27 protein-coding genes, 1 pseudogene and 1 riboswitch are annotated in these 26,063 nt (G+C 64.1%); of the genes and pseudogenes, 22 read left to right on the top strand and 6 right to left on the bottom strand.

Annotated elements, in window-relative coordinates; genetic code table 11:
- The first annotated feature begins 104 nt into the window (after window positions 1-104).
- Together mazG and ACLCGK_RS30775 are read left to right on the top strand one after the other, a co-directional pair.
- Complete coding sequence (mazG, locus tag ACLCGK_RS30770) at window positions 105-938, top strand: nucleoside triphosphate pyrophosphohydrolase (protein ID WP_013971361.1); 834 nt, start codon at window positions 105-107, stop codon at window positions 936-938.
- A 26-nt stretch (window positions 939-964) separates the two neighbouring features.
- Window positions 965-1,504 (top strand): DUF2058 domain-containing protein, encoded by a 540-nt coding sequence (locus tag ACLCGK_RS30775; RefSeq protein WP_013971362.1) that lies wholly within the window; start codon window positions 965-967, stop codon window positions 1,502-1,504.
- Between the two features lie 45 nt (window positions 1,505-1,549).
- Here the strand turns inward: ACLCGK_RS30775 and ACLCGK_RS30780 are convergent, their stop codons facing one another.
- The 4 genes from ACLCGK_RS30780 to purM form a co-directional block, all read right to left on the bottom strand.
- Window positions 1,550-1,732, bottom strand: a complete 183-nt coding sequence (locus tag ACLCGK_RS30780; RefSeq protein ID WP_003257734.1) for a hypothetical protein — start codon at window positions 1,730-1,732, stop codon at window positions 1,550-1,552.
- A 322-nt stretch (window positions 1,733-2,054) separates the two neighbouring features.
- Entirely contained in the window at window positions 2,055-2,765 is a 711-nt protein-coding gene (locus tag ACLCGK_RS30785; RefSeq protein ID WP_023662920.1) for a DUF3108 domain-containing protein, read from the bottom strand.
- Between the two features lie 8 nt (window positions 2,766-2,773).
- Window positions 2,774-3,427: a phosphoribosylglycinamide formyltransferase gene (gene purN, locus ACLCGK_RS30790; protein WP_410953553.1), complete on the bottom strand. Its 654-nt coding sequence runs from the start codon at window positions 3,425-3,427 to the stop codon at window positions 2,774-2,776.
- The gene (gene purM, locus ACLCGK_RS30795) at window positions 3,427-4,485 is read right to left on the bottom strand and encodes a phosphoribosylformylglycinamidine cyclo-ligase (RefSeq protein WP_013971366.1); all 1,059 of its coding nucleotides are present in this window, start codon (window positions 4,483-4,485) and stop codon (window positions 3,427-3,429) included. Before purM ends, purN begins: the two co-directional genes overlap by 1 nt.
- Before the next feature lie 363 nt (window positions 4,486-4,848).
- Between purM and ACLCGK_RS30800 the strand changes: the two genes are divergently transcribed.
- The 5 genes from ACLCGK_RS30800 (at window position 4,849) to ACLCGK_RS30820 (ending at window position 9,456) form a co-directional block, all read left to right on the top strand.
- The gene (locus ACLCGK_RS30800; protein ID WP_015269236.1) at window positions 4,849-5,916 is read left to right on the top strand and encodes a DUF2066 domain-containing protein; all 1,068 of its coding nucleotides are present in this window, start codon (window positions 4,849-4,851) and stop codon (window positions 5,914-5,916) included.
- A gap of 12 nt (window positions 5,917-5,928) precedes the next feature.
- Window positions 5,929-7,002 (top strand): AI-2E family transporter, encoded by a 1,074-nt coding sequence (locus ACLCGK_RS30805; protein ID WP_410953554.1) that lies wholly within the window; start codon window positions 5,929-5,931, stop codon window positions 7,000-7,002.
- A 294-nt stretch (window positions 7,003-7,296) separates the two neighbouring features.
- A complete protein-coding gene (gene hda, locus ACLCGK_RS30810) occupies window positions 7,297-8,004 on the top strand; it encodes a DnaA regulatory inactivator Hda (protein ID WP_013971369.1) in 708 nt (235 codons plus the stop codon).
- 125 nt (window positions 8,005-8,129) lie between these two features.
- Entirely contained in the window at window positions 8,130-8,783 is a 654-nt protein-coding gene (locus ACLCGK_RS30815) for a C40 family peptidase (protein WP_015269239.1), read from the top strand.
- Between the two features lie 139 nt (window positions 8,784-8,922).
- On the top strand, window positions 8,923-9,456 hold the full coding sequence (locus tag ACLCGK_RS30820; protein ID WP_013971371.1) for a C40 family peptidase: 534 nt from the start codon (window positions 8,923-8,925) through the stop codon (window positions 9,454-9,456).
- Here the strand turns inward: ACLCGK_RS30820 and ACLCGK_RS30825 are convergent.
- Both ACLCGK_RS30825 and ACLCGK_RS30830 read right to left on the bottom strand, forming a co-directional pair.
- Window positions 9,422-10,768 (bottom strand): PQQ-dependent sugar dehydrogenase, encoded by a 1,347-nt coding sequence (locus ACLCGK_RS30825; protein WP_410953555.1) that lies wholly within the window; start codon window positions 10,766-10,768, stop codon window positions 9,422-9,424. The two genes, ACLCGK_RS30820 and ACLCGK_RS30825, sit on opposite strands and share 35 nt — an antisense overlap.
- 1,173 nt (window positions 10,769-11,941) lie before the next feature.
- Window positions 11,942-12,520, bottom strand: coding sequence for a hypothetical protein (locus ACLCGK_RS30830; protein ID WP_015269242.1), 579 nt, complete (start codon window positions 12,518-12,520; stop codon window positions 11,942-11,944).
- 167 nt (window positions 12,521-12,687) lie between these two features.
- Window positions 12,688-12,907, top strand: a riboswitch (cobalamin riboswitch).
- A 120-nt stretch (window positions 12,908-13,027) separates the two neighbouring features.
- Here ACLCGK_RS30830 and cobO point away from each other — a divergent pair.
- The 15 genes and pseudogenes from cobO to ACLCGK_RS30905 all read left to right on the top strand — a co-directional run bounded on the left by cobO (window position 13,028) and on the right by ACLCGK_RS30905 (window position 25,843).
- A complete protein-coding gene (gene cobO / locus ACLCGK_RS30835) occupies window positions 13,028-13,639 on the top strand; it encodes a cob(I)yrinic acid a,c-diamide adenosyltransferase (protein WP_096010075.1) in 612 nt (203 codons plus the stop codon).
- A complete protein-coding gene (locus ACLCGK_RS30840) occupies window positions 13,636-14,931 on the top strand; it encodes a cobyrinate a,c-diamide synthase (protein ID WP_410953556.1) in 1,296 nt (431 codons plus the stop codon). The genes cobO and ACLCGK_RS30840 overlap by 4 nt, the downstream gene beginning before the upstream one ends.
- On the top strand, window positions 14,928-15,578 hold the full coding sequence (gene bluB, locus ACLCGK_RS30845) for a 5,6-dimethylbenzimidazole synthase (RefSeq protein WP_410953557.1): 651 nt from the start codon (window positions 14,928-14,930) through the stop codon (window positions 15,576-15,578). Before ACLCGK_RS30840 ends, bluB begins: the two co-directional genes overlap by 4 nt.
- Complete coding sequence (cbiB, locus tag ACLCGK_RS30850; protein WP_015269245.1) at window positions 15,575-16,483, top strand: adenosylcobinamide-phosphate synthase CbiB; 909 nt, start codon at window positions 15,575-15,577, stop codon at window positions 16,481-16,483. Before bluB ends, cbiB begins: the two co-directional genes overlap by 4 nt.
- Complete coding sequence (cobD, locus tag ACLCGK_RS30855; protein WP_410953558.1) at window positions 16,476-17,468, top strand: threonine-phosphate decarboxylase CobD; 993 nt, start codon at window positions 16,476-16,478, stop codon at window positions 17,466-17,468. The genes cbiB and cobD overlap by 8 nt, the downstream gene beginning before the upstream one ends.
- Entirely contained in the window at window positions 17,465-18,919 is a 1,455-nt protein-coding gene (locus ACLCGK_RS30860; protein ID WP_013971380.1) for a cobyric acid synthase, read from the top strand. Before cobD ends, ACLCGK_RS30860 begins: the two co-directional genes overlap by 4 nt.
- Before the next feature lies 1 nt (window position 18,920).
- Window positions 18,921-19,442, top strand: coding sequence for a bifunctional adenosylcobinamide kinase/adenosylcobinamide-phosphate guanylyltransferase (gene cobU / locus ACLCGK_RS30865; protein WP_013971381.1), 522 nt, complete (start codon window positions 18,921-18,923; stop codon window positions 19,440-19,442).
- Window positions 19,439-20,494, top strand: coding sequence for a nicotinate-nucleotide--dimethylbenzimidazole phosphoribosyltransferase (gene cobT, locus ACLCGK_RS30870; protein ID WP_015269249.1), 1,056 nt, complete (start codon window positions 19,439-19,441; stop codon window positions 20,492-20,494). The genes cobU and cobT overlap by 4 nt, the downstream gene beginning before the upstream one ends.
- Window positions 20,491-21,057, top strand: coding sequence for a histidine phosphatase family protein (locus ACLCGK_RS30875; protein ID WP_289805460.1), 567 nt, complete (start codon window positions 20,491-20,493; stop codon window positions 21,055-21,057). The genes cobT and ACLCGK_RS30875 overlap by 4 nt, the downstream gene beginning before the upstream one ends.
- Before the next feature lies 1 nt (window position 21,058).
- Window positions 21,059-21,781: an adenosylcobinamide-GDP ribazoletransferase gene (locus ACLCGK_RS30880; RefSeq protein ID WP_410953559.1), complete on the top strand. Its 723-nt coding sequence runs from the start codon at window positions 21,059-21,061 to the stop codon at window positions 21,779-21,781.
- A 342-nt stretch (window positions 21,782-22,123) separates the two neighbouring features.
- A pseudogene (locus ACLCGK_RS30885) lies at window positions 22,124-23,242 on the top strand (glycoside hydrolase family 5 protein).
- 212 nt (window positions 23,243-23,454) lie between these two features.
- Entirely contained in the window at window positions 23,455-23,859 is a 405-nt protein-coding gene (locus tag ACLCGK_RS30890; RefSeq protein WP_013971386.1) for a MarR family winged helix-turn-helix transcriptional regulator, read from the top strand.
- Between the two features lie 64 nt (window positions 23,860-23,923).
- On the top strand, window positions 23,924-25,126 hold the full coding sequence (locus ACLCGK_RS30895) for an MFS transporter (protein WP_061552263.1): 1,203 nt from the start codon (window positions 23,924-23,926) through the stop codon (window positions 25,124-25,126).
- The gene (locus ACLCGK_RS30900) at window positions 25,123-25,245 is read left to right on the top strand and encodes a hypothetical protein (protein ID WP_410953560.1); all 123 of its coding nucleotides are present in this window, start codon (window positions 25,123-25,125) and stop codon (window positions 25,243-25,245) included. Before ACLCGK_RS30895 ends, ACLCGK_RS30900 begins: the two co-directional genes overlap by 4 nt.
- Window positions 25,246-25,291: 46 nt before the next feature.
- A complete protein-coding gene (locus ACLCGK_RS30905) occupies window positions 25,292-25,843 on the top strand; it encodes a glutathione peroxidase (protein ID WP_410953561.1) in 552 nt (183 codons plus the stop codon).
- Window positions 25,844-26,063 lie beyond the last annotated feature (220 nt).

Here is a 26,063-nt window from a genome sequence, read left to right on the forward strand (position 1 = left end):
GGTTTTCCTTCCGCAGGGGGAAAGGAGGGGTGTGGGGACCTCTGCTGGGTTCCTGTGGGAGCGGGCAAGCCCGCGAAGAAGCCACCACCGAAGGACCTGCCTGAATGACCTACACCCTCGAAGACCTGCTGCACCTCATGGCCCGCCTGCGCGACCCGCAGTACGGCTGCCCGTGGGACCTGAAGCAGAACTACGCGAGCATCGTCCCGCACACCATCGAAGAGGCCTACGAGGTTGCCGATACCATCGAGCGTGGCGACTTCGAGCACCTGCAAGGTGAGCTGGGCGACCTGCTGTTCCAGGTGGTCTACTACAGCCAGCTGGCCCGCGAGGAGGGGCGTTTCGAGTTCGACGGCGTGGTCGACAGCATCACCCGCAAGCTCATTCGCCGTCACCCGCATGTATTCCCCACCGGCGAGCTGTATGCGCCGGTGGACACCCCCAGCCTGAACGAGGCCCAGGTCAAGTCACGCTGGGAAGAAATCAAGGCTGAAGAGCGCGCGGAAAAGAGCCAGCCCGAACAGCTGTCGTTGCTCGACGACGTACCAGCGGCATTGCCGGCGTTGTCGCGGGCAGCCAAACTGCAAAAGCGCGCGGCCACGGTCGGTTTCGACTGGCCTGCGGCATTGCCGGTGCTGGACAAGGTGCGCGAAGAGCTGGACGAAGTGCTGCAGGCCATGGCCGACGGCGATGCCGATGCGCTCGAGGATGAAATCGGCGACCTGTTGTTTGCCGCCGTCAACCTGGCCCGCCACCTCAAGCATGACCCGGAACACGCCCTGCGCCGTGCCAATCGCAAGTTCGAGCGGCGTTTCCGCTTCATCGAACAGGCATTGCGCGACAGTGGCCGCCCCATCGAAGATTGTAACCTTGATGAACTGGATGCCCTTTGGGGTGAAGCCAAACGTCAGGAAAAGAACCTGCCCAGCTGCGGCTGAGCTGTTGCATAAGTGAGTGAACATTCATGAGCCTTTCCCTTCGCGACCAACTGCTCAAAGCCGGTCTGGTCAACCAGAAACAGGTTTCCCAGGCCAACAAGGCCGAGAAGAAACAGAAACGCCTGGAGCACAAAGGCCAGGTCGAGGTGGACGACAGCCAGCAGCGCATGGCCAAGGAAGCCATGGCCGAGAAGGCCAAGCGTGACCAGGAACTGAACCGCCAGCAGCAGGAAAAAGCCGAGCAGAAGGCCCGCGCCGCGCAGATCAAGCAGTTGATCGAAGCGACTCGCCTGCCGAAGCTGAGCACCGAGGATTACTACAACTTCGTCGACGACAAGAAGGTCAAGCGCATTGCCGTCAATGCCCTGATGCGGACCAAGCTGAGTAATGGTGCGTTGGCCGTGGTGTCGTTTGCCGGCGGCTATGAGGTGATCCCTCGGGAGGCGGCATTGAAGATCCAGGAGCGCGACCCTGGCCGTGTCCTGCTGCTGAACACCCATGTCGAGGAAGCGGACGAGGACGACCCGTACGCAGCCTACAAGATCCCTGATGATCTGATGTGGTAACCACGAAAAACCCCGCCTTGGCGGGGTTTTTCATTTGAAGATGGGTCATTGCGTGGCGCGCTGGTTTTCCAGGTTTTCCAGCTCTGTACGGTACTGATGCGCTTCATGTTCGTTGTGGAACATCCCCACCAGTTGGCCCTGTTGGTGCACATCCCAGATCCGCACACCAGCGGCCAGGCCTTCGTGGGACATTTTCGATTCGTCGCGTTCGGTTACTTGGACTGTCATCGTTAAACTCCACTGCTTCAGTTGGCTGCGACACTATGTCGCACAACCTCTTTATAGAGTTTGTTAGCAGGCTAAGTAAATAAAACAGGCATGAAACAAGTTTCATGATCAGCCTTTGGGCCGGCAGGTGCACTTTTGTAGGAGCGGCCTTGTGTCGCGATGGGGCGCGCAGCGGCCCCGGCAATCTTGCGTTGAGGCAAAGATCCTGGGGCCGCTGCGCGCCCCATCGCGACACAAGGCCGCTCCTACAGGCGTCGGTGCAAGGCCGGCAGAAAAAAGCCCCGCACAAGGCGGGGCTTCGGGTACTGCTGGCAGCGCTGGCTCAGTTGCCCTTCACCGGCTTGCCATCGACCGTGCCATCCTGCAGGACGATCACGTATTCCTTGCCATCGGTCTCGACCTGGCGCAGTTGCACCAGCAGGTAGTCCCAGTTCTTGGCGAACCACAGCTCGGTGATGCGCTTGCTCTGGCTTGGGTCGCGCACGCGCTCGACCTTCACCGCATCGACCTGGCCAGTCTTGGTAGTGACCTTTTCGGTGCCCAGCACGCGGAAGTCGTAGGTGTCGATCTCGTCACCATCGACCACCTGGTAGGTCATGCTCTTCTTGCCGGCGGCCAAGTCATGTTGCAGGGCCAACTGGTAGGACGACTTGTCCAGCACACCACGGTTCAGCGGCAGGTTGATGGCATCGCCACGGTCGCTGCCGGTGACCTTTTTGCTGTTCCAGTCGAAAGTCAGGTCGACCTTCTTGGCCTTGCCCAGGCCACCACGCTCGAAGTGGTACTTCTGTGGCAGCAGGGTGTCGTTGTCCATGCGCAGGGTGCTTTGCTCGGTCAGGCTGGCGATCATCATGGAGGCCTTGAAATTAAGGTCCCAGGTACCGTTGGCATTCTTGACCAGGCTGCGCTCGGCGGTGCCGCTCATGGGCAGTTGCTTCCAGTCTGCGGTATAGCTGGCCGAGAAAGGCTTCAGATCAGCTGCCTGGAGGGGCAGGGCGAGCACGGCGAGAGCCAAGAGCAGGGCGCGACGCATAAATTCTCCTAGGATCGAATCAAGTGACCGCTGGCCGCCAGTGGCTGGCCATCCAGTAATGCACCCTGTTCGCCAAGACGCAAGCGCCCTTCGGCGAACCAGCGCACTGCCAGCGGGTAAATCAGGTGTTCCTGGCGGTGTACCCGCTGGGCCAGGCTTTCGACGGTGTCGTCAGGCACCACCGGCACCACAGCCTGTACGACCAGAGGGCCGCCATCGAGTTCCTCAGTCACGAAGTGTACGCTGCAGCCGTGCTCGCCGTCGCCTGCCTCCAGCGCCCGACGGTGGGTATGCAAGCCCTTGTACTTGGGCAGCAGCGACGGGTGGATGTTGAGCAGGCGGCCCTGGTAGTGGCGCACGAAGTCGCCACTGAGGATGCGCATGAAACCGGCCAGCACCACCAGGTCGGGGGCGAAACCGTCGATGCGCGCCATCAGCGCGGCATCGAAGGCTTCACGGCCGTCGAACTGGGTGTGCTCGAGCACGACGCTGTCGATGCCGGCCGCCGCGGCGCGTTGCAGGCCGTATGCGTCGGCGCGGTTGGAAACCACTGCACAGATGCGCACCGGGCTGTCCTGGCCTTGGCAGCTGTCGATCAGGGCTTGCAGGTTGCTGCCGGAGCCCGACAGCAATACCACTACATTGCAGGTCTTGCTTGGCATCAGTGTGCCTTGAGGTTTTGCAGCTCGACCTGGGCAGCGCCTTCGGCGGCTTCGGCGATGTGGCCGATCACCCATGGCTGCTCGCCAGCGGCGCGCAGTTCGTTCAGGGCTGCTTCTACCTGGTCCTGGGCCACGCAGATGACCATGCCGACGCCGCAGTTCAGCACGCGGTGCATTTCATGCTCGTCGACGTTGCCTTTTTCCTGCAGGAAGTCGAACACCGCCGGGCGCTGCCAGCTGGCCACGTCGATGACCGCCTGGGCGTTGGCCGGCAGTACGCGCGGGATGTTGTCCAGCAGGCCGCCACCGGTGATGTGGGCCATGGCCTTGACCGCGCCGGTGTTCTTGATCAGTTGCAGCAGCGGCTTGACGTAGATGCGGGTCGGAGCCATCAGCAGGTCGGTCAGCGGCTTGCCGTCCAGCTGGGTGTTCTCGATGTCGGTGGCGGACACTTCGAGGATCTTGCGGATCAGCGAGTAGCCGTTGGAGTGCGGTCCCGAGGACGGCAGGGCGATCAGTGCGTCGCCGGTGGCAACCTTGGAGCCGTCGATGATCTCGGCCTTTTCCACCACGCCGACGCAGAAGCCGGCCAGGTCGTAGTCTTCGCCTTCGTACATGCCAGGCATTTCGGCGGTTTCACCACCGACCAGCGAGCAGCCGGCCAGTTCGCAGCCGGCACCGATGCCGGTGACCACGGTGGCGGCCACGTCGACGTTCAGTTTGCCGGTGGCATAGTAGTCGAGGAAGAACAGTGGCTCGGCGCCGCACACTACCAGGTCGTTGACGCACATGGCGACCAGGTCCTGGCCGATGCTGTCGTGCTTGTTCAGGTTCAGTGCCAGACGCAGCTTGGTGCCGACGCCGTCGGTACCGGAGACCAGCACCGGCTGCTTGTAGCCGGCCGGGATCTCGCAGAGGGCGCCGAAGCCGCCCAGGCCACCCATGACTTCAGGGCGTGCGGTGCGTTTTGCCACGCCCTTGATGCGTTCGACCAGTGCTTCGCCGGCGTCGATGTCTACACCGGCGTCCTTGTAGCTCAGGGAGGGTTGCTTGCTCATTGATCCAGGCCTTTAGGAGGGAGGGATTCTTAAAAACGACCATGACGGCCAAGGCCGGCTGGTAAGCGGCGGCTGCCTGAAACGTCAGTGGTCTGTGAAGGCGCGCGATTTTATCAGGGTTGCCGGGCAGCGGCCATCCTCAGGCCGACGGGCAGGGCATGAAAATAGGTAAAAAGTTGGGGGTGTACGCCACAAGGGCCGCGCCATGCACGCGCAGGCGCTGAACCTGTTGCGGCGAGCACCTGTCAGACCCATCACATTTCCCAGGCAATCTCCGCAACCAATCTTTCATCCTCGCGACTGGTTACCTTTCGCCCCCGTGTATAAGGTATAGGCATTGCGGTAAATGGACAGGAATCCTCCATGCGTCTCTTCAATATTCTGGCAGCCGGTTGTCTGGCCCTGATCTCGGCCAGTGCCCAGGCTGAAAATGTCACCGGCCTTTACCAGGTGCGCGAGCCGGTCACAGGGCAGGGCGCCGAAGCCCGTGCCGCGGCTACCATCCAGGCTCTCGATACCCTGGTAACGCGTCTGACCGGCGACCCCAAGGCGGCACAAAGCCCGGCATTGGCCGCTTTGCGCAAGGACCCGCAGCAAATCATCAACCAGGTCGCCAGCGAAGCCGGGCCACCCGAGTCGGTGTTGGTCGAGTTCGACCCTGGCAGTACCGAACGGGCCTTGCGCAAGGCCGGCCTGGCCTTGTGGGGCAGCAACCGCCCCTCGATTCTCGGCTGGTGGCTGAACGACAGTGTCGAAGGCAGCAACCTGGTAGGTGACGGCCAGGCCAGCGCCCAACCCCTGCGTCGTGCCGCCCAGCACCGTGGCCTGCCGTTGCGCCTGCCGCTGGCCGACCTGCAGGAGCAACTGGTGGCCAATGCCGAGCAGATCGAAGGCAGTGACCCTGCGGCGCTGCGCGAAGCCTCAGGGCGCTACGGCGCCGATGCCTTGCTGGCGGTGCATGCCCGGGAAGCCGATGGCAAATGGCAGGGCAAATGGCAGCTTTGGCTGGGCGACCAGCGTGAACAAGGCACTGCCGAAGGTGCCGACCCGGCAGCGCTGGCCGACGCCGTGATGCTGGCGCTCAGCAGCCGCCTGGCGCCGCGCTACGTCACCCGCCCGGGGGCCAGCAGCCAGTTGCAGGTGCAAGTGCAGGGGATGAACCTGCAGCGCTACGCCGAACTGGCCCGCGTGCTCGAACCCTACGGCCCGCGGCTGCAAATGGCCGAAGGCAGCACCCTGACCTACGGCGTGACTGCCAACCGCGAACAGTTGCGTGCCCAGCTTGGCCTGGCCAAGCTGCAGGAAGTACCGGTAGAGCAGGCGCCCGCTGTGCAGCCCCCTCCAGCTCCGGCAGACGCTGCCGGGGCCGGGCAACCAGTGCCGGCCCAGCCAGCACCCAAGCCGTTCGACGGTTTGCGTTTTCGCTGGTAAGGGGAGCACACCGTGACCGACGTACGTCGTTGGATCTGGCTGGGCGTTGCCCTGCTGGTCGCCGTGCTGCTTTACAGCCTGCACAACATTCTTACCCCGTTCCTGGTCGGCGTGCTGCTGGCCTATCTGGCCGACCCGCTGGTCGACCGCCTGGAGCGCCTGGGGCTGTCGCGCACCTGGGGCGTGGTGGTGGTGTTCGGCCTGTTCACCTTGCTGTTGCTGGCCTTGCTGCTGGTTCTGGTGCCGCTGCTGGCCAAGCAGCTGGTGCGCCTGTACGAACTGGCGCCGCAGATGCTCGACTGGCTCGAGCACGTGGCGCTGCCCTGGGTGCAGAGCCGGCTGGGCCTGGCTGACGGCTTCTGGAAGTTCGACAAGATCAAGGCCGCCATCGGCACGCACATGGGCCAGACCACCGATATCGTCGGTGTGCTGCTGTCCCATGCCACTGCCTCGAGCCTGGCGCTGATGGCCTGGCTGGCCAACATGGTGCTGATCCCGGTGGTGGGTTTCTATCTGCTGCGCGACTGGGACCTGATGATGGCCAAGCTGCGCGGCCTGCTGCCGCGCCAGCGTGAGCCGCAAGTGATGGGCCTTGCAGGCGAATGCCATGAGGTGCTGGGGGCGTTCGTGCGCGGGCAATTGATGGTGATGGTGGCCCTGGGCATCATCTATTCGGCCGGGCTGATGCTGGTGGGGCTGGAACTGGGGTTATTGATCGGCATGCTCGCCGGGTTGGCTGCCATCGTGCCGTACATGGGTTTCATCATCGGCATCGGCGCGGCCCTGGTGGCTGGCCTGTTCCAGTTTGGCGGCGACCTGTACCCGATGCTGGCTATCGTCGCAGTGTTCATGGTCGGCCAGGCGCTGGAAGGCATGGTGCTGACCCCGCTGCTGGTCGGTGACCGCATTGGCCTGCACCCGGTTGCGGTGATTTTCGCGATCCTGGCCGGCGGTGAGCTGTTCGGCTTTACCGGGGTGTTGCTGGCGCTGCCGGTGGCGGCGGTAATCATGGTGCTGCTGCGGCATGTGCATGACTTGTACAAGGAATCGGACATGTATGCCGGGGATATCGACCCGGAGTTGTGATCCCAGGGCCGCCTTAATGCCGGCCAGTTAAGAAAATTGGGGCCGCGTTGCGGCCCTTCGCGGGCTTGCCCGCTCCCACAGATGTGTCGCTGAGCCCATGATTTACGCGCCCCCTGTGGGAGCGGACAAGCCCGTGAAGGGTTGCAAAGCAGCCCCAAAATAGCCAAAAAAAGCGCAACTCATTGATTTTACTTGTGCTATCCGCTGCCGTGATTGTGCGCCCCGCGCTGCGGGTATAGACTTTGCACATTGTTCACCAAAGGCCCCCTGCGGTCCTGTCGACCGCCCGCGAGCATGAAACCACCGATCCAGTTGCCCCTGGGTGTGCGCCTGCGCGATGACGCCACCTTCATCAACTACTATCCGGGCGCCAATGCTGCGGCATTGGGCTACGTCGAGCGGCTATGCGAAGCCGACGCCGGCTGGACCGAGAGCCTTATCTACCTGTGGGGCAAGCAAGGTGTTGGCCGTACCCACCTGCTACAGGCCGCTACCCACCGCTTTCAGCAACGCGGCGAGCCAGCCGTCTACCTGCCGCTGGCGCAATTGCTCGATCGTGGCGTAGGGCTGCTCGACTACCTGGCCCAGTATGAACTGGTGTGCATCGACGACCTGCACGTGATCGCCGGCAAGGCTGACTGGGAAGAGGCTATGTTTCACCTTTTCAACCGCCTGCGTGACAGCGGCCGGCGCCTGCTGCTGGCCGCCTCGGCATCGCCGCGCGAACTGCCGATCAAGCTGCCGGACCTGAAGTCGCGGCTGACCCTGGCCCTGGTGTTCCAGATGCGTGGCCTGTCCGATGAAGACAAGCTGCGTGCCCTGCAACTGCGTGCTTCGCGCCGTGGCCTGCACCTTACCGACGAAGTCGGCCACTTCATCCTCACCCGCGGCGCACGCAGCATGAGCGCGTTGTTCGACCTGCTGGAACGCCTCGATCAGGCCTCGTTGCAGGCACAGCGCAAGCTCACCATCCCTTTCCTCAAAGAAACCCTGGGCTGGTAACCCCGAAAACGCTGGGCCAGAGCGGCAAAACGAAAAAGTCACATCTTTTTCGATAAAATTTGCAAATGGCCATGATAGAGGGCATAGTTTCACCCTTCTAAAGGATTACAGACACGGTCGTGCCCATGCTGAAGCGCTTCGCACCCCTCGTGCCACTCGCACTCGTGACCCTGCTTTTTGGCTGCGCGGCCCAAGGCCCAGCTTCTCATTCAGAGCTGCAGTCCCAGGATCACTCCCCGATCGCCGCACAATCGGCCTTCAAGGCCAAAGCCTCCTCCTCGTCGGTATTCGGCGAGCCGGAAGAGCTGGCTACCGAAGATGACCTGGAGACCTTCTCCAGCAGCAAGCCTTACCAGTTGCCAGCTCTGGCTGACAGCATTCTCGAGCGCGGCATGTCGCTGATCGGCACTCGCTATCGCTTCGGCGGTACCTCGGAGAAGTCCGGCTTCGACTGCAGTGGTTTCATCGGCTATCTGTTCCGCGAAGAGGCGGGTGTGACCCTGCCGCGTTCCACGCGTGAAATGATCAACGTCGATGCCCCGAAAGTGGCCCGCAACAAACTCAAGCCAGGTGACCTGCTGTTTTTCAGCACCAATGGTCGCGGCCGCGTCAGCCATGCTGGCATCTACCTGGGTGACAACCAGTTCATTCACTCCAGCAGCCGCCGCAGCGGTGGTGTGCGCATCGACAGCCTCGGTGACCGCTACTGGAGCAAGACCTTCATCGAAGCCAAGCGTGCCTTGGCCATGGCGCCGACCACCAATATCGCGCGCAACTGATAGCAAAATGATGTACCCTGCCGCGGCGGCGATGCTTTGAAAAAAGCTCGCCGCCGTGCGCATTTATAGAAAGCGTCTAATCTAATTTCTCAACTCTTTTCGGCTGCGGCCCAGCGGACTCAGACAGGATGTTCTGGCCATGGTAAAGATGGCGCGCTTCGCATTTCTCTCCTTGGCAGCCTTGCTGGCTGCCTGCTCCAGCCGTGCGCCTGCGCCGGCCCCTGTGGTACAGCCGCAGGTTACCTATAGCCAGCCCAGCCCTTCGCCGATTGCCGATGACGTGCTGATGCGTGCCATCGGCCTGGTGGGCACGCCTTATCGCTGGGGTGGCAATACGCCGGACTCCGGTTTCGATTGCAGTGGCCTGATCAAGTACGTCTATCGTGATGCTGCCGGCATAAGCCTGCCGCGTTCGACGCGTGAGATGATCGTAATGCGCGCGCCAACCGTGGATGCCAAGTCGCTGCAGTCCGGCGACCTGGTGTTCTTCGCCACCAGTGGCGGCTCGCAGGTCAGCCATGCGGGCATCTATGTCGGGGAAGGGCGCTTCGTGCATGCACCTTCCAGCGGTGGCACGGTGCGTCTGGACTACCTGTCCAACAGCTACTGGGCCAAGGCTTACCTGCAGGCCAAGCGCGTCATTCCGCAAGGGCATCTGGCGCAGAACCCCTGAGGACAGGCGGGGCTTTGCTCACCCGCCAGACCACGTTGCCGACATCATCGGCTACCAGCACGCCGCCACGCCCGTCGGTGATTACGCCGACCGGGCGCCCTTGGGCCTTGCCATGCTCATCCAGAAAACCGGTAAGCAGGTCTACGGGCTTGCCCGAGGGCTTTCCTGATGGGTCGAACGGCACGAAAATCACCTTGTAGCCACTGTGTGGCTTGCGGTTCCACGACCCGTGCTGGCCCACGAATGCCCCTTGTTCGAAGGGCGGTGGTAGCCCGTTCGGTTCGGCGAATGCCAGCCCTAGCGATGCCGTGTGTGGGCCTACGGCGTAGTCGGGCACCAGCGCCTGGGCAACTTTTTCAGGCGCTGGCGGTTGCACGCGCTCGTCCACGTGGCGGCCGTAGTAGCTATAGGGCCAGCCATAGAAACCGCCGTCCTTCACGGAAGTGATGTAGTCCGGTACCAGATCGCTACCGATCTCGTCACGCTCGTTGACTGCCGTCCACAACGTACCGCTGTGCGGCTCCCAGGCCAGGCCGTTAGGGTTGCGCAGGCCGGTGGCGAACAGGCGGTGCTGGCCGCTGGTGGGGTCCACTTCCCAGATCGCGGCGCGCCCCTGTTCCTTGTCCATACCGTTTTCGCCTACGTTGCTGTTGGAGCCGACCGTCACGAAAAGCTTCTTGCCATCAGGGCTGGCGATCACGTTCTTGGTCCAATGGTGGTTGAGCGGCCCGCCTGGCAACTCGACCACTGGCTGGCCTTCATTGCGAATTTGCATGGCACCGGGCTCATAGTGAAAGCGCAGCAACCTGTCGGTGTTGGCGATATACAGGTCCTTGCCGACCAGCGCCATGCCGAACGGTGAGTTGAGCTCTTCGATGAAGGTTGTACGGATTTCAGCCACGCCGTCGTGGTCGGCATCACGTAGCAGGGTAATGCGGTTTGCGCTAGGTACGCCTGCGCCTGCCCGCTTCATCACCTTCTTCATGACCCAGCCGCGCAGGCCCTTGCCATCTTCGGGCTTGGGCGGGGCATTGGTTTCGGCCACCAGGACGTCGCCGTTGGGCAGCAGGTATAGCCAGCGAGGGTGGTCGAGCCCGCTGGCGAACGCTTTCACCTGAGTGCCTGGTGCTGTCTCGGGCTTGGCGTCCTTGGGCCAGCCCACTGCCGGGGCGATATTCACGGTGGGGAGGGTGGTCTTGACCGGAGCAGGCAGCTGGGGGGTTGGGCCACTACCGTCGAGTACATTCAGCAGGGCGGTTTCGCCGCAGGCAGTCAGGCTGGCGGCCAATAACCAAGGCGTCAGGTGTTTCATGGGGCGGCGTCCTCCTAACAGGGCCTATGAATTGAGAGGTCGGTGACATTCGCCAGGTTCCCGGAACCATCCAACTGCCGTTGCCGTTGCCGTTGCCGTTGCCGTTGCCGTTGCCGTTGCCGTTGCCGTTGCTTTTGCTTTTGCTTTTTAAGCGCGCGGTAGTTCAGGCACCGCCGATTGCGACTTCAGGAGGCCGAGCGAAGGGACTGCGGAGGGAGGTGACGGGCATGGATGCCCGTCAAGCGCTGAGGCCCCATGGATGGGGCCTGCAGCGCGTACTCCCGGGAGCAGGCCCGTAGCGAGGGGACCCCGGAGCGCAGCGTAGGGGCCGGATGATAGGAGCCAGCGTTTTTTGGTTACTTTTTGTCGCGTTTGACAAAAAGTGACCCGCCGTAAGGGCGGAAAGGTGAATAAGCGCCACCTTCGAGAATGAATGTTGACCTTGTTGTTGATGCCCACGCTTGAAAGCGAAGAGCGAAGAGCGAAGAGCGAAGAGCGGAAGAGTACTGGTTTTGATCTCGCGCATAGTCCATTTATGATGGCGACGCTGACTCACCTTTTCGCCCTTACGGCGAGTCACTTTTTGTCAAACGCGACAAAAAGTAACCAAAAAACGCTGCGCTCCCATCATCCGGCCCCTCCGCTACGCTACGGGGTTCCCTCGCGCCGGTCTTGCTCCCGGGAGGACGCGCTGCAGGCCCCATCCATGGGGCCTCAGCGCTTGACGGGCATCCATGCCCGTCACCTCCCTCCGCAAGACCTCTGCTCGGCCTCCTGAAGTCGCGAAGATCAAGATCAAGATCAAGATCAAGATCAAGAGCAAGAGCAAGAGCAAGAGCAAGAGCAAGAGCAAGAGCAAGAGCAAGAGCAAGAGCAAGAGCAAGAGCAAGAGCAAGAGCAAGAGCAAGAGCAAAAATCGTCAGAAACCGCAGTCGTGTAATACCAGTAATCGGAACTGGCTCCTCATGAAGGCTGGGCGTGGGGCACCTGCGGTGGCTCGCTTCACTACGACAGGAGACTTAAATAGGGCTCTGTGGGAGCGGGCGCGCCCGCGAACACCGGCGCAGCCGGTGCCAGCCACCGCGCTGGATTCTTCGCGGGCACGCCCGCTCTCACAACGGCCAAGTCGCGCTTGCGAAACGAGTTCCGGTCCCGGCCCGAGCCGAAGTTGCTTCAAGCCTGCTTGAGCAACAACGCCACCCCCGGGAAATACTGCCCCAGTTCGTTGTGCAACTTGCGATAGGCATACGGGAAGTACCAGGCGATGGCACAGGCGGTATGTTTCTGCAGATCGTCGACCAGGTCCTGCAGTTCCTCGGGGCTGGCATGCTGGCCAGCCTTCCACGGGCTGATGAACAGTGCACCAGCTTTCAACTGGCTGGGGTAGGCCACCTGGCGCGCCAGGGCAGTGGTCTGCTGCAGGGCGTCGGCCATGTCCAGCCGAGCGATTCTTGGCCAGCGCTGACTGACACTGAGGTACAGCGCTTCATCGGCACTGCTGATCGACAGGTCGCAGCGCCCTTCGTGTTCACCTTCGTCGCGCTGCTTCTTGCCGGCAAACTGCTGCAGCGCCGCCAGTTCGGCTTGCCAGGCCGCTGCGGCAAGCAGCCCCGTATTGGCGGCAGCGCCATGCCAGTAAGGTGCTTCGGCATCGCCAGCAAACTGGTTGAAGCGGTCAATACAGTCGCCCCAGCGCTCCAGCACCGGAGCAAGAAACTCCAGGCGCGGGTTGTTGATGATCTGGCCTCGCATGCTGCGCTCTCCTGTTGTAGTTGTGATCGCGTTCAGCTGAAAGTGATGGCTATGTGATATCACTGTATTCAGTGTGGCACAACAAGGTGAAATGGCCATTACCCAGGCGGAGCCTGTTCGGCTGCAAAGCGGCCCGCTTCGATTGACGCTCCCGGTCCAACCCTCTAACCTTCGCGCGTGTTTCAGGTGCCCTGCCAGCCCGTCTGGGCAGGGTGAAACTGGGAAGCCGGTAAGTGCCCGCATGGCGCGATTCCGGCGCTGCCCCCGCAACGGTAGGTGAGTCGCGGCCGCGCAGGGCCACTGGGTGCCAGCACCCGGGAAGGCGCGCAGGCCTGGGCCAAGGCCCGCTCACAAGCCCGGAGACCGGCCTGATACTGCCAACGGCATCACGGAGGGTGATGCGCGGTGCACCGTTGCCTACGGCCACGGCCCCTGCGCGTTCTCCGTCTGCCCGCCTTTTATCTGTCGCCGCGCGTTGCCGCGGGCGCCAGCCAGCGGAGAACCCTGATGAGCGAATCCACCGAACGCGACGAACGCCACCTGGCGCGCATGCAGCGCAAGAAGGCGATCATCGACGAACGCATCGCCAATTCCCCCAACGAATGCGGCCTGCTGCTGGTACTGACCGGCAATGGCAAGGGCAAGAGCAGCTCGGCCTTCGGTATGCTCGCGCGCGCACTGGGCCATGGCATGCAATGCGGTGTGGTGCAGTTCATCAAAGGCCGCAACAGCACCGGCGAAGAGCTGTTCTTCCGCCGTTTCCCCGAGCAGGTGCGCTACCACGTGATGGGCGAGGGCTTTACCTGGGAAACCCAGGATCGCCAGCGCGACATCGCCGCCGCCGAAGCCGCCTGGGCCGTTTCGCGCCAGTTGCTGCAAGACCCTGCCGTGCAGTTCGTGGTGCTCGATGAACTGAACATCGCCCTCAAGCACGGCTACCTCGACCTTGACCAGGTGCTGTCCGACATCCAGGCCCGCCCACCGATGCAGCATGTGATCGTCACTGGCCGTGCCGCGAAACCCGAGATGATCGAGCTGGCCGACACCGTGACCGAAATGGGCATGCTCAAGCACGCGTTCCAGGCCGGTATCCGTGCACAGAAGGGCGTGGAACTGTGAGCCAGCCGCGCCAGTGCCCTGCCGTGCTGATCGCGGCGCCGGCCTCTGGTCAGGGCAAGACCACCGTCACCGCCGCCCTGGCCCGCCTGCACCGCAACCTTGGGCGCAAGGTGCGGGTGTTCAAGTGCGGCCCCGACTTTCTCGACCCAATGATCCTTGAGCGGGCCAGCGGCGCGCCGGTGTACCAGCTCGACCTGTGGATGATCGGCGCCGAGGAAAGCCGCCGCCTACTGTGGGAAGCCGCCAGCGAGGCCGACCTGATCCTGATCGAAGGGGTGATGGGGCTGTTCGACGGCACGCCGTCCAGCGCCGACCTGGCGCGTCACTTCGGCGTGCCGGTACTGGCGGTGATAGATGGCACGGCCATGGCCCAGACCTTTGGCGCCCTGGCCCTGGGCCTGGCACGCTACCAGGCGGACCTGCCGTTTGCCGGTGTGTTGGCCAACCGGGTCGGCAGCCTGCGCCACGCGCAACTGCTGGAAGGTAGCCTGACCGAAGGCCTGCGCTGGTATGGCGGCTTGTCCCGCGAGCGCGGTATAGAGCTACCCAGCCGCCACCTGGGGCTGGTCCAGGCCAGCGAGCTGAACGACCTGGACGCTCGTCTGGATGCCGCTGCCGAAGCGCTTGGCGCCAGTTGCGATGCCGCCTTGCCGCCGCCAGTGACCTTTGCCGAACCCGAGCCGCAAGCCAGTGTCGCCTCGTTGACCGGTGTGCGCATTGGCGTGGCGCGGGACGAGGCCTTTGCCTTCACCTATGGCGCCAACCTCGACCTGCTGCGCAACCTGGGCGCGCAGCTGGAGTTTTTCTCGCCGCTGCATGACCGCGAACTACCAGCAGTGGACAGCCTGTATCTGCCGGGCGGTTATCCCGAACTGCACCACCACGCCCTGGCTGCCAACGCGCCGATGAGCGAGGCGATCCGTGCCCATCACGCCCAGGGCAAACCGTTGCTGGCAGAGTGCGGCGGCATGCTGTACCTGCTCGATGCCCTGACCGACGTGGCCGGCGAGCGTGCCGAGCTGCTCGGCCTGCTGCCGGGCGAAGCGACCATGCAGAAGCGCCTGGCTGCCTTGGCCCTGCAGGCGGTGGAACTGCCGGAAGGCACCCTTCGCGGTCACACCTATCACCATTCGTTGACCAGTACCGTACTGGAGCCGATCGCACGTGGTCTGAGCCCCAACGGCGGGCGCGGCAACGAAGCGGTGTACCGCCTGGGTCGGCTGACGGCTTCCTACGTGCACTTCTATTTTCCCTCCAACCCTGATGCGGCGGCGGCGCTGTTGCGACCATGAGCGAACACGCCTACAGCGACGCCGAGCGCGCCGCGATCTATCGGGCCATCGGCGAACGCCGTGACATGCGCCATTTCGCCGGTGGCGAGGTAGCCCCCGAACTGCTGGGCCGCCTGTTGGCTGCCGCGCACCAGGCGCCGAGTGTCGGGCTGATGCAGCCCTGGCGTTTCATCCGCATCACCCGGCGCGATTTGCGTGCGCGCATCCAGGCGTTGGTGGAAGCAGAGCGGGTGCGTACCGCCGAAGCCTTGGGCGAACGCTCCGACGCCTTCATGAAACTGAAGGTGGAAGGCATCAATGACTGCGCCGAGCTGCTGGTGGCCGCCCTGATGGACGACCGCGAGCCGCATATATTCGGCCGCCGCACCCTGCCGGAAATGGACCTGGCCTCGCTGGCCTGCGCCATCCAGAACCTTTGGCTGGCAGCCCGTGGCGAAGGCCTTGGCATGGGTTGGGTGTCGCTGTTCGACCCGCAGGCGCTGGCGGCGCTGCTGGGTATGCCGACCGGGGCCAAGCCGGTCGCGGTGCTGTGCCTGGGGCCGGTGACCGAGTTCTACCCGGCACCAATGCTGGTGCTGGAAAACTGGGCCGAGGAACGGCCCTTGAGTGAAATGCTCTTTGAGAACCAATGGGGAGAGCGCCAATGAGCGTGGCCTTGCTGACCGTGGCCGGCGTGGCCCTGGATGCCTTGCTGGGCGAACCGCAGCGGCGCCATCCGCTGGTAGCCTTCGGCAACATGGCCAGTAACCTGGAGCGCCGCCTGAATGCCGGTGGGCGCGGCTGGCGCAGTCACGGGGTGAGCGCATGGTTCCTGGCTGTGGTGCCGCTTACCCTGGTGGCACTGATCCTGTCCTGGCTGCCGTACATCGGCTGGCTGGTCGACGTGCTGGCGCTGTACTGCGCCGTCGGGCTGCGCAGCCTGGGTGAACACGTGTTACCAGTGGCCAGTGCCTTGCGCCAGGGTGACCTGCAAGAAGCGCGGCGCCGTGTGGGCTACCTGGTCAGCCGCGAAACCCGCGAACTTGACGAGCCTGCGGTGGCCCGGGCGGCCACCGAATCGGTGCTGGAAAATGGCAGCGATGCGGTATTCGCCGCGCTGTTCTGGTTCGTGGTCGCCGGCGCGCCTGGCGTGGTGCTGTACCGCCTGAGCAACACCTTGGACGCCATGTGGGGCTACCGCAACGAGCGCTTCGAACGCTTCGGCTGGTGTGCGGCGCGTGTCGATGATGTGCTCAACTATATTCCCGCCAGGCTGGTGGCGTTGACCTACGCGCTGCTGGGCAAGACCCGCCTGGCCCTGGCCTGCTGGCGCAAGCAGGGCCCGCTGTGGGACAGCCCCAATGCCGGGCCGGTGATGGCCGCCGGTGCTGGTGCGTTAGGGGTGGAACTCGGTGGCCCGGCGGTGTACCACGGCGAGCTGCATGAGCGGCCACGCCTGGGTGACGGGCCAATGGCCGACGCCGACGCCATCGAGCGCGGCTGGGGCCTGGTGCAGCGCGGCGTATGGCTGTGGCTGCTGGTGATCTGCCTGGGGGCCTATATCAATGCTTGAACACGGAGGCCGCCTGCTGCGGGCGGTACGGCAATACGGCATCGCCCGCGAGCAGTGGCTCGACCTGTCCAGCGGCATTGCGCCATGGCCTTTCCCGATTCCACCGATCCCCATGGAGGCCTGGGCCCGCCTGCCGGAGACCGAGGACGGCCTGGAGGACGCCGCGCGTGAGTATTACGGCGCCCGCCAATTGCTGGCGGTGGCCGGTTCCCAGGCCGCGATCCAGGCCTTGCCGCTGTTGCGCGCAGCCGGCCGGATAGGGGTGTTGACGCCATGCTATGCCGAGCATCCATACGCCTGGCAACGGGCGGGGCACCAGTTGCTGGAGCTGGAGGAAGCGCAGGTCGAGGCGACACTCGACAGCCTCGACGTACTGGTGCTGGTGAACCCCAACAACCCTACCGGCCGCCGGGTGCCGCGTGAACGCCTGCTGGATTGGCACGCACGCCTGGCCGCCCGCGGTGGCTGGCTGCTGGTCGACGAAGCGTTCATGGACAACACCCCGGCAGAAAGCGTGGTCGATTGTGCCGAGCGCCCGGGGCTGATCGTGCTGCGCTCGTTCGGCAAGTTCTTCGGCCTGGCCGGCGTGCGCCTGGGGTTCGTTGCCGCCGAACGCAGCCTGCTGCTGCGCCTGGCCGAGTTGCTCGGCCCGTGGACTGTCAATGGCCCGACCCGGGTGCTGGCCCAGGCCAGCCTGGCCGACCACGCCGCCCAGCGTGTGCAGGTCGAACGCTGCGCTGCTGCCAGCCAGCGGCTGGCTATGCTGTTGCGCAGCGTCGGTCTGGCGCCCAACGGTGGTTGCGATCTGTTCCAGTACGTGCGCAGCGAGCACGCTGCGCAACTGCATGACTTTCTCGCCCGCCGCGGCATCCTGGTGCGGCTGTTCGAGCAGCCGCAGGCGATACGCCTGGGGCTGCCAGCCTGTGCGGCGGACGAACAGCGCCTGGCCCAAGCCCTGGCGGCCTATCAGAAGGAAACGGCATGACCACCCTCATGGTGCAAGGCACCACCTCCGACGCCGGCAAGAGCACGCTGGTGACCGCACTGTGCCGCTGGCTGTTGCGCCAGGGCGTCGGCGTGGTGCCGTTCAAGCCGCAGAACATGGCGCTGAACAGCGCGGTGACCGCCGATGGCGGTGAAATCGGCCGGGCCCAGGCGGTGCAGGCCCAGGCCTGCCGGCTGCAACCGCATACCGACATGAACCCGGTGCTGCTCAAGCCCAACAGCGACACCGGCGCCCAGGTGATCATCCATGGCCGTGCCGTCACCAGCATGAACGCGGTGGCCTACCACGACTACAAGGCTATCGCCATGCAGGCGGTGCTGGCTTCGCACCAGCGTCTGAGTGCTGCCTGGCCGGTGGTCATGGTCGAAGGCGCGGGCTCGCCGGCGGAGATCAACCTGCGTGCCGGTGACATTGCCAACATGGGTTTTGCCGAAGCGGTGGACTGCCCGGTGATCCTGGTTGCCGACATCAATCGTGGTGGTGTTTTCGCCCATCTGGTCGGCACCCTGGAACTGCTGTCGCCCAGTGAGCAGGCGCGGGTAAAGGGCTTTGTCATAAACCGCTTCCGCGGCGACATCGCCCTGCTGCAGCCGGGGCTGGACTGGCTGGAACAGCGCACCGGCAAACCGGTACTGGGCGTGCTGCCGTATGTTAACGACCTGCATCTGGAAGCCGAAGACGGCATCGACGCACGCCAGGGGGCAAAGGCCGAGCGCGTGCTCAAGGTGATCGTCCCGGTGCTGCCGCGTATCAGCAACCACACCGACTTCGACCCACTGCGCCTGCACCCCCAGGTGGACCTGCAGTTCATCGGCGCGGGCCAGCCTATCCCGGCCGCCGACCTGATCATCCTGCCGGGTTCCAAGAGTGTGCGCGGCGACCTGGCGCAACTGCGTGAGCGCGGTTGGGACAAGGCCATCGACCGGCACCTGCGCTATGGCGGCAAGCTGATCGGGATCTGCGGTGGCCTGCAGATGCTGGGCCGCGAAGTGCATGATCCGCTTGGTCTCGAAGGGGCCGCTGGCTCCAGCCCGGGGCTTGGCCTGCTCGATTACGTCACGGTACTCGAAGCCGAGAAGCAACTGCGCAACGTTGCCGGCACGCTGAACCTCGAAGCAGTCCCGGTTGCCGGTTATGAAATTCATGCCGGCGTCACCACGGGGCCTGCCCTGGAGCAGCCAGCCGTGCAACTTGCCGATGGCCGTTGCGATGGCGCTGTCAGCGCTGATGGCCAGATACTTGCCACCTACCTGCACGGCCTGTTTGAAGGCAGCCAGTCGTGCGCGGCGCTGCTGCGCTGGGCTGGGCTGGATGATGTGCAGGCCGTCGATTACCAGGCTCTGCGCGAACGCGATATAGAGCGCCTGGCCGACCTGGTGGAAAAGCACCTGGACACCGCGCGCCTGCGCCAGCTCTGTGGGGTGGCCTGACATGCTCAACCTGATCCTCGGCGGCGCCCGCTCGGGCAAGAGCCGCCTGGCCGAACAGCTGGCCAGCGCCAGTGGCCTGCCGGTGACCTACATCGCCACCAGCCAGCCGCTGGATGGTGAAATGAACGAACGCGTGCTGCTGCATCGCCAGCGTCGCCCTGATGACTGGGGGTTGATCGAGGAACCCCTGGCCCTGGCCGCGGTACTGCGCGCCGAAGCGGCCGAAGGGCGCTGCCTGCTGGTGGATTGCCTGACCCTGTGGCTGACCAACCTGCTGATGCTCGAAGACGACCAGCGCCTGGCCGAGGAGCGTGATGCGCTACTGGCCTGCCTGGAACAGTTGCCGGGCACGGTCATCCTGGTCAGTAACGAAACCGGCCTGGGCGTCGTGCCCATGGGCGAGCTGACTCGTCGCTATGTCGACCTGGCCGGCTGGCTGCACCAGGCCGTGGCCGAACGCTGTCAGCGCGTGGTGCTGACTGTGGCCGGCCTGCCCCTAATGCTCAAAGGACCTGCACTATGACCCAAGCCTGGTGGCGTGACGCCTGCCAACCTCTCGACAACGCCGCCATGGACCAGGCCCGCGCCCGTCAGCAACAGCTGACCAAACCTGCCGGTTCGCTAGGCCAACTGGAAGGATTGGCCATTCAGCTGGCCGGCCTGCAGGGGTGTGAACGGCCGACCTTGGATAACGCCGCAATCAGCATTTTTGCCGGTGACCACGGCGTGGTCGAGGAAGGCATCTCGGCCTACCCGCAAGCGGTGACCGGGCAGATGCTGCGCAACTTCGTCGGTGGTGGCGCGGCAATCAGCGTGCTGGCGCGCCAGCTGCAGGCGAGTCTGGAAGTGGTCGACCTGGGCACCATCGACCCCCACCTGGAACTGCCTGGCGTGCGCCACCTGCGCCTTGGCGCCGGTACCGCCAACTTCGCCCGCCAGCCGGCGATGACCGAGGGCCAGCTGCAGGCCGCCCTGCAGGCCGGTCGCGATAGTGCCCTGCGCGCCGCCGAACAGGGCGCGCAGCTGTTCATCGGGGGCGAGATGGGTATTGGCAACACCACGGCTGCCGCTGCCCTGGCCAGCGTGTTGCTCGGTTGCCCGCCTGCTGAATTGAGTGGCCCGGGTACCGGCCTGGACCACGCCGGGGTGCGGCACAAGGCCGAGGTCATCGAGCGTGCGTTGAGCCTGCATGGCCTTAGCGCCAACGATCCATTGCAGGCACTGGGCTGTGTCGGTGGTTTCGAGATCGCGGCCTTGGCCGGTGCCTACATTGGCTGCGCGCAGGCGGGTATCGCGGTACTGGTGGACGGCTTCATCTGCAGTGTCGCCGCGCTGCTGGCGGTGCGTCTCAACCCGCAGTGTCGGGCCTGGCTGGTGTTTGCCCACCAAGGCGCAGAGCCTGGGCACAAAGCCTTGCTCGACGCCTTGCAGGCCGAGCCGTTGCTGGCCCTGGGCCTGCGCCTGGGCGAGGGCAGTGGTGCTGCCCTGGCTGTGCCGCTGTTGCGCCTGGCCTGTGCGTTGCACGGGCAGATGGCGACCTTTGCCGAGGCTGCGGTGGCGGACCGCCCGGCATGATCCTCGACCTGCTGCGCCATGGCGAAACCGAACAGGGCGGCCTGCGTGGCAGCCTTGATGATGCCTTGACCGACAAGGGCTGGGCGCAGATGCGTGAAGCCGTGGCCGAAGCCGGCCCGTGGGAGGTGCTGGTCAGTTCGCCGCTGCAGCGCTGTGCGCGTTTTGCCGAGGAACTGGGCGAGCGGCTGAACCTGCCTGTGCAGCGCGAAGCGGCATTGCAGGAGCTGCATTTTGGCGACTGGGAGGGCCGTAGTGCGGCGCAGATCATGGAAGACCAGGCGGACGCGCTGGGGCGCTTCTGGGCGGACCCTTACGCGTTTACGCCACCTAATGGCGAGCCAGTCGAGGCGTTCGCCGAGCGAGTGCTGGCCGCTGTCGAGCGCCTGGGTCGCCAGCATGCTGGCAAGCGCGTGCTGCTGGTCACCCATGGCGGTGTGATGCGGCTGCTGCTGGCACGTGCCCGTGGTCTGCCAAGGGCGCAGTTGCTGCAGGTCGAAGTCGGCCACGCTGCGCTCATGCGATTGGTGCCGGGTGACGACGGCCAGTTGGTCGAGGGGCGCTGAGATGTTGCCATTGTGGATTGCCTTGCAGTTTCTCAGCAGCCTGCCGGTGAGTCTGCCGGGCATGCCGGCGCCGCGCGAGGTTGGGCGCTCGCTGCTCTGCTACCCGCTGGTCGGGTTGCTGTTCGGCCTGTTGCTGTGGCTGGCCAGCTACCTGCTGCAGGGCACGCCTGCGCCGCTGCACGCGGCCATGCTGCTCACGTTGTGGGTGTTGCTCAGTGGCGCCTTGCACCTGGATGGCCTGGCGGACAGCGCCGACGCTTGGCTTGGCGGTTTCGGTGACCGCGAACGCACCTTGCTGATCATGAAGGACCCACGTAGCGGGCCGATTGCCGTGGTCACCCTGGTGCTGGTGCTGTTGCTGAAGTTCTGCGCTTTGTGGGTGCTGGTCGAGCAGGGCATTGGCGCACAGTTGCTACTGGCACCGTTGATCGGGCGGGCGGCGATGCTCGGGCTGTTCCTGAGTACGCCATATGTACGGCAGGGCGGTTTGGGGCAGGCGCTGGCCGAGCACCTGCCCCGGCATGCGGCCGGCTGGGTGCTGCTGGGCTGTGTGCTTTTCTGTCTGGTCCTGGGCGGGTGGATCGTGGTGCTGGCGTTGGCGGTGTTTGCCTGGTTGCGGCACCTGATGTGCCGGCGCCTGGGCGGGACTACCGGCGATACCGCTGGTGCAATGCTGGAGTTGCTCGAACTGGCCGTGGTGCTGGGGTTGGCGTTGGGCCTCTGAGCCTTGCTCTGGGCCCTGTAGGAGCGGCCTTGTGTCGCGAAAGGGCTGCAAAGCAGCCCCACAATTTCAGCGTTAGTGCATAAATTGCCGGGGCTGCTTTGCAGCCCTTTCGCGACACAAGGCCGCTCCTACAAGTGACCGCGCAATCAGATGTGTCTGTAGGGCGTTTCTGAGCCTAACGTGTCGGTAAATTCCTGAAAAAACTCAGCAAGAATCGGCATCCTTTCACTGGCGTATGCTTGCCCCTCCCGCAAACTGTCGAGGAGTGTCGGCACCATGCGTCATGTCATTCTCGCTGCGTTTTTGTTGGCCATGGGGCCTGCTGCCATGGCAGCCGATCTCATGGCTTTCTGGAACACCCCCCGCCACGGTGGCAACAGCTTCAACCGGCTGCCGCCTGATCAAGCCTACTTCGACGCCTTGAGCGGTTATGGCGCGACCTGGGTGCGGCTGTCCTACGACAAATGGTAGCCGGCGGAACGCGACTTCCTCCTCGGCGATGCCGATGCCTACCAAGGCCTGCCTGCGGCCGACCTGGCCACGCTGCGAGCCACCCTCGACCGCGCCCATCAGGCCGACCTCAAAGTGGTCATCGCACCGCTCTCGCTACCCGGCATGCGCTGGTCGCAAAACAACCAGGGCCAGTTCGACGACCGCCTCTGGCAGGACAAACGCTACTGGTTGCAGGCTGAGGCCTTTTGGCGGGATCTGGCGCGTGAGCTGAAAGGTCACCCGGCCATCGCCGCCTACAACCTGGTCAACGAGCCCGCCCCGGAGAAGCACGGTGGTCTGGCCGAGCATGCCGACCCTGGGCAAATGCAGCAGTGGTATGCAGGGCAGCAGGGCAGTGCGCGTGATCTGCCGGCTCTGTATCGGCAGTTGATAGCGGCCATTCGCGAGGAGGACGCCGACACGCCGGTCATGCTCGATGCCGGCTGGTTCGCCGCCGCCGATGCCTTCGGTTACTGGCCGGCACCGCTGGAAGACCAGCGGGTGCTGTACAGCGTGCACATGTACGAGCCCTATCTGGTGACCAGTGCACCGAACATGACGCGCAAGCAACCCATCGCCTATCCCGGCCCGGCACCGTTTGCGGGGCAGACGCAGCAGTGGGATGGCCAGCGTGTGGCGCAATACCTGCGCCAGCCGCTGGACTGGGCCGCGGCCATGAACGTGCCCCGCTCTCGGTTGGTGGTGGGCGAGTTCGGCTGCATGCGCAGGCTGCCGGGCTGCCGGCAATACCTGGAAGACGTGCTCAGCGTGCTGGATCGCCACCGGTTGCACTGGGCCTTCTACAGCTTCCGTGAAGACAACTGGGATGGCATGGACTACGAGCTGGGCTCGACCAAGGTGCCGTGGCGCTATTGGCAGGCAATCGAGCAGGGCACTCCAGACCCGCTGGCGCGCAAGGCTACAGTAGAGTTCGAGCCGATTCGCCGGCGCTTGAACCTGGTTAAGTAATTGGGGCCGCTTTGCGGCCCATCGCCGGCAAGCCAGCTCCCACAGGTACAGCGACAACCTCGAGAGCAACGCTGTACCTGTGGGAGCTGGCTTGCCGGCGATGGGCTGCGTAGCAGCCCCATTAACGCTATCTGACAGGCATTAGGGCTGAGGGGCGTCGGTAATCGTGAAATTTCTTGCAACACACATGACGCGGGTATATACACGTATCCATGTTGACCAGTGAATGCATCTGCACCCATCTGCGTCGCGCCGCCCGTGGGGTGAGCCGGCATTACGACGAGGCCCTTGCCAGCTTTGGGGTCAATGTCGCCCAGTTTTCCCTGTTGCGTCATCTGCAGCGGCTCGATCGTCCCAGTATCACCACCCTGGCGGAGGCCATGGGCCTGGAGCGCAGTACCCTGGGCCGCAACCTACGGGTGCTGGAGGCTGAAGGGCTGGTGGCCTTGGCCGATGGTGACGACCAACGCAACCGCGTGGTGCTGCTGACCGAGGCCGGTACCCAATTGCTGCACGCGGCCCATCCGGCCTGGGAACAGGCACAGGCAGAGTTGGTGGAGCGGCTGGGGGCAGGGCAGCGGGATGAACTGGTCCGTTTGCTGAATCAGTTGGCTTGAAATTGATACGACTATAAGCGGGTATATACCCGTAAAACCTTGCGATGTGCTGGAGATAACGGCAATGACTTCGGTGTGGCGAACCAGCGGGTGGGTATTGGTGGGGGCAGCGCTGATCCTGGCGCTATCCCTGGGTGTGCGGCACGGCTTCGGCCTGTTCCTGGCGCCTATGAGCGCGGACTTCGGCTGGGGGCGTGAGGTGTTTGCCTTCGCCATTGCCTTGCAGAACCTGATCTGGGGGCTGGCACAACCATTCGCCGGCGCCCTGGCCGACCGCATGGGCGCGGCGCGGGTGGTGATCATTGGCGGTATTCTCTACGCTGCCGGGTTGGTGTTGATGGGCATGGCCGACTCGGCCTGGTCGTTGTCGCTGAGTGCCGGCTTGTTGATCGGTATCGGTCTGTCCGGCACCTCGTTCTCGGTCATCCTCGGCGTGGTCGGGCGTGCCGTGCCGGCGGAAAAGCGCAGCATGGCCATGGGCATTGCCAGCGCTGCCGGTTCTTTCGGCCAGTTCGCAATGTTGCCGGGCACTCTCGGCCTTATCCAGTGGCTGGGCTGGTCCGCAGCGTTGCTGGTACTGGGCCTGATGGTGGCGCTGATCGTGCCCTTCGTCGGCCTGCTGCGCGACCGGCCTCTGCCCACTCATGGAGGCGAACAGACCCTGAGCCAGGCTTTGCGCGAGGCTTGCTCGCACTCCGGCTTCTGGTTGCTGGCGCTGGGCTTTTTCGTTTGTGGTTTCCAGGTGGTGTTCATTGGCGTGCATCTGCCGGCCTACCTGGTCGACCAGCATCTTGCCGCGACTACCGGCACCACGGTGCTGGCGCTGGTAGGCCTTTTCAATATCGTCGGTACCTTCACTGCCGGCTGGCTGGGCGGGCGCATGTCCAAGCCGCGCCTGCTGACCGGGTTGTACCTGCTGCGTGCGGTAGTGATCGTGCTGTTCCTCTGGGCGCCGGTGACCGAATTCAGTGCTTATCTGTTCGGCATCGCCATGGGCCTGCTGTGGTTGTCCACGGTGCCGTTGACCAACGGCACCGTGGCTACCGTATTCGGCGTGCGCAACTTGTCCATGCTTGGCGGTATCGTCTTCCTGTTCCACCAGCTGGGTGCCTTCCTGGGTGGTTGGTTGGGCGGGGTGGTGTATGACCGCACCGGCAGCTACGACATGGTCTGGCAGATTTCCATCCTGCTCAGCCTGCTGGCTGCCGCCCTCAACTGGCCCGTGCGCGAACGCCCGGTTGCCCGCCTGCAGGCCCAGGCCGCATGAACCGCTACATGGCTCGAGGGCTACTGGCCCTCGCCGCCCTGTCGTTGCTGGCGCTGGTGTGGTGGGGCTGGCACAAGGGCGGGATGGCGTTGATGCAACTGGGCATGAGTGTTTGTTAGGCGCTACCCTGCAAGTTCGAGGATTGTCTTGCGGGAGAAAAGAGTCATGCGTGCACATTGGTTGACGGTGCCGGTGCTGGCCCTGCTTGCCAGCGCATCGAGCTGGGCTGCTGATTGCCCGGCGTTGTTGCAGGGCAGCCTGCCAGAGTTGCGGGGCAAGGGGCAGGTGGACCTGTGCGAGCGCTTTGCCGGCAAGCCGCTGGTGGTGGTGAATACGGCCAGTTACTGCGGTTTCGCGCCGCAGTTCGAGGGGCTTGAGGCGACGTACAAGGAATATCACGAGCAAGGCCTGGAAATGCTTGGTGTGCCATCCAATGACTTCAAGCAGGAGGACGCCGACAGCGAGAAGACAGCCAAGGTATGTTATGCCAACTATGGCGTTACCTTTACCATGACCAAGACACAGGCGGTGCGGGGGGCGGATGCGATACCGCTGTTCGCGGAGCTTGCCAGCCAGAGCAGTGCGCCGAAGTGGAATTTCTACAAGTACGTGGTGGACCGCAAGGGCAAGGTGATTGATAACTTTTCCAGCCTGACCAAGCCGGATGATCCAGCATTCCGGGCAGCCATCGAAAAGGCCATTGCCTCCCAGCCATAACCTGGCTGCTCTTGCTCTTGCTCTTGCTCTTGCTCTTGCTCTTGCTCTTGCTTCGGCTTTTGCTTCTAAGTGCGCGATAGTTCAGGCGCCGCAGATTGCGACTTCAGGAGGCCGAGCGAAGGGACTGCGGAGGGAGGTGACGGGCATGGATGCCCGTCAAGCGCTGAGGCCCCATGGATGGGGCCTGCAGCGCGTACTCCCGGGAGCAGGCCCGTAGCGA

The sequence above is a fragment of the Pseudomonas sp. S1(2024) genome (assembly GCF_046557535.1).